Source organism: Pseudonocardia sp. KRD291, from assembly GCF_019263595.1.
GTDB lineage: Bacteria > Actinomycetota > Actinomycetes > Mycobacteriales > Pseudonocardiaceae > Pseudonocardia.
In genome coordinates this window covers 1-2953 of the sequence record NZ_JADQDD010000450.1, presented here as the reverse complement: position 1 = coordinate 2953, position 2953 = coordinate 1, and the positions used below count along the sequence as shown (strand labels likewise).

The 2953-nt window shown below is 74.7% G+C and carries 5 protein-coding genes; 1 reads left to right on the top strand and 4 read right to left on the bottom strand.

From position 1 onward, the window contains the following. Positions 1-10: 10 nt before the first annotated feature. Entirely contained in the window at positions 11-805 is a 795-nt protein-coding gene (locus tag I4I78_RS31555) for a LytR C-terminal domain-containing protein (RefSeq protein WP_218615166.1), read from the bottom strand. An 80-nt stretch (positions 806-885) separates the two neighbouring features. Continuing rightward, positions 886-1197, bottom strand: a complete 312-nt coding sequence (locus I4I78_RS31550) for a DUF3263 domain-containing protein (protein WP_218615165.1) — start codon at positions 1195-1197, stop codon at positions 886-888. Between the two features lie 256 nt (positions 1198-1453). Here I4I78_RS31550 and I4I78_RS31545 point away from each other — a divergent pair, with 256 nt between their 5' ends. After that, complete coding sequence (locus I4I78_RS31545; RefSeq protein ID WP_218615164.1) at positions 1454-2035, top strand: peptide deformylase; 582 nt, start codon at positions 1454-1456, stop codon at positions 2033-2035. Positions 2036-2053: 18 nt separating this feature from the next. Here the strand turns inward: I4I78_RS31545 and I4I78_RS31540 are convergent, their stop codons facing one another. Together I4I78_RS31540 and I4I78_RS31535 are read right to left on the bottom strand one after the other, a co-directional pair. Beyond that, positions 2054-2692 carry a response regulator transcription factor gene (locus I4I78_RS31540; protein ID WP_218615163.1) on the bottom strand — a complete coding sequence of 213 codons (639 nt, stop codon included), beginning with the start codon at positions 2690-2692 and terminating at the stop codon, positions 2054-2056. Next, positions 2689-2953, bottom strand: a 265-nt coding sequence (locus I4I78_RS31535; RefSeq protein WP_374225957.1) for an ATP-binding protein, incomplete at its 5' end; no start/stop codon positions are given. The genes I4I78_RS31535 and I4I78_RS31540, both read right to left, overlap by 4 nt.

The following is a 2953-nucleotide window of genomic DNA, read 5'->3' as shown; positions in this document are numbered from 1 at the left end:
GTCTGTCGGGTCAGGTCGCCTTGAAGTCCTTGGTGATGATCACGATGATCCCCGGGGTGGCGTCCTGGATGCCGTCGAACCGGGCCTCCGAGCGGATGCCCCACTTGCGGGCCATCTCGTCCGCGGCCGCCTTCTCGGCGGTGCCCTGCCGGTAGTAGACGGTGGTGGCCGGGATGACGCCCTGCGGGTAGTTCTGCACCGACGACACGGTCCAGCCCGAACGCCGGAACTCCTCGGCGGCCTTCTCGGCCAGACCCTTGACCGTGCTGTTGTTGTAGACGCGCACGACCGGACGGGCCGCGGCGGACGGGCCTGCGGCGCGTCCCTCGGCCGCGGCGCGGTCGCCACCGGTCGCACCGGCGCCACCCGTTCCGGCGCCACCTGCGGCGCCGGGGGCACCGGCCCCACCCGCGGCGGCGGGCGGGCCGCCGGGCGTGCCGGGCGCACCGGGGGTGCCGGGCGCTCCCGGGGTGAACGGGGACGCCCCGCCGGGGGCACCGGGGCCACCGCCGGTACCCGGGTCACCGGCCCCGGGCGCAGCGCCCGCGCCGGGCGCGGTCGAGGCGCCACCGGCACCGTTCGCGCCGGGCTCGTCGCCGACCGGCGGGACCGGGACGGCGTTCGGGTCGCTGCTCGGCGCGGCGGACGCGCTCGGCGGCGCGGCCGAGGAGTTCTCGTCACCGCCACCACCGAGGCCGGTCAGCCCGAACAGGCCGACGACGCCGGCCAGTGCGCCGACGCCGATCAGTGCGATACCGGCCACCTTCAGCGGCGAACGGCCGCCGGGTGAACTGGGAGCGGTCACGGCAACCTCCGGATCGGGCACGAACGGCGCGCGGCCGTCGTACGGGTGGGCGTCACGCGCGGGCCGGGCATGTCAGCGCCTCAGGGCTCGATGCCGAGACGGCGTGCGGCGCGCGTGCGCTGACGGCTGGTGCGCAGCCGGCGCAGGCGCTTGACCAGCAGCGGGTCCACCGCCAGCGCCTCGGGCTTGTCGACCAGCGCGTTCAGCACCTGGTAGTAGCGGGTGGCGGACATGTCGAACAGCTCGCGGATGGCCTGTTCCTTGGCCCCCGCGTACTTCCACCACTGCCCCTCGAACGCGAGGATCTCGCGCTCGCGACGGTCGAGCTCCCGGGAGCCGGTGGCGGAGCGGTGTGCTCCGCGGCGTTCCGCAGCGGTCTCAGCGGACTCCATCACGCTCCTCGCGCGGCCGATCGACGATGTCCTCGTAGCGAATGACACGACTGTCATTCGCGGGGGACATTGAACCACGGTGCACCGACAGCGGCGTCCCGCGACGCGCCACCCCGGAGTGAATCCTGCCGTACCCCGCATGCCCGGATGGCGCAGGCGCGCCGAGGCTCGGGCCCGGACCTCGCGCCGTTCGGATACGCAGCGTGTGCGCCGCCGGTGCTCGGGCGGCCATCCGGGGCCGTCGTAGGATCTCCCGGTGACGGTTCTGCCCATCCGCATCGTCGGCGACCCCGTGCTGCACCACCCGACCCGCCCCGTCGAGCAGGTCGACGACACGATCCGTCGGCTCGCCGCCGACATGGTCGAGACCATGGCCGCCGCGAACGGCGTCGGCCTGGCCGCGAACCAGGTCGGGGTGGACCTGCGGATGTTCGTCTACGCGTGCCCGGACGAGGAGTCCCGCACGATGCGCCGCGGGCTGGTGGTCAACCCGGTGCTGGAGACGACGGCGCGGCCGGAGATCATGCCCGACGCCGACGACGACCAGGAGGGTTGCCTGTCGGTGCCCGACGAGAGCTTCGCGACCGGGCGCGCCGAGTGGGCCCGGGTCACCGGCACCGACCTCGACGGCGAGCCGGTCGACGTCGAGGGCAAGGGCTTCTTCGCCCGCTGCCTGCAGCACGAGGTGGACCACCTGGACGGGCTGATCTACCTGGACCGCCTGATCGGCCGCAACCAGCGCGCGGCGAAGAAGATGCTCAAGCGCAACGCCTGGGGCGGCCCCGGCCGCTCCTGGGACCCGGCCACCGAGCACGCCGAGGACGTGGAGCGGGGCTGACGCGGTGGACCGGCTCCGCTAGGTGACCACCCGGTTCTCCCACGCCCACGCCGCGACCTCGACGCGGTTGCGCGCGTCGAGCTTGGCGTGGATGTTGCCCAGGTGCGTCTTGACGGTGGACAGCGACACGAACAGGTCCGCGGCGATCTCGTTGTTCGTCCGGCCCCGGGCCACCGAGCGCACGACGTCGAGCTCGCGCGGCGAGAGCGTGTCGCCCGCCCCGGGGACCGGCCGGGACGCGGTGAGGCGTTCGAGCAGCCGCACCGTGATCGACGGGGAGACCAGGGCGTCCCCGGCCGCGGCGGCGCGTACCGCCTCGACCAGCAGCCGCGGCCCGGCGTCCTTGAGCAGGAACCCGCAGGCCCCGGCGCGCAGCGCGCCGTAGACGTACTCGTCGTCGTCGAACGTGGTGACGACGACGATCCGCGGCGGCGAGGGGTCCGCGATCAGGGCTGCGGTGGCCTCCAGCCCGTCGAGCTCGGGCATCCGGATGTCCATCAGCACGACGTCGGGGCGCAGGGCGCGGGCCCGGACCACGGCGTCGGTACCGGTCCCGGCCTCGCCGACGACCTCGATGCCCTCCTCGGCCCCGAGGATCAGCCGGAAGCCGGTGCGCACCATCTCCTGGTCGTCGGCCAGCAGCACCCGGGTCGTCACGAGCCGGCCCCGATCGGCAGCCGCGCCGCGACCGTCCAGACGCCGGGTCCGGTCGGCCCGGCGGCCAGCTCGCCGCCCAGCGCGGCGACCCGCTCGCCCATCCCGGCCAGGCCGAACCCCCCGCCACCACCGGGCAGCGGCCGCTCCTGGACGACGCCGTCGTTGCGCACCGTGACCTGCAGGTGCTCGTCGCGCATGTGCAGCTCCACCTCCACCGTCGAGGCGCCGGAGGCATGCCGGCGCACGTTCGTCAGAGCCTCC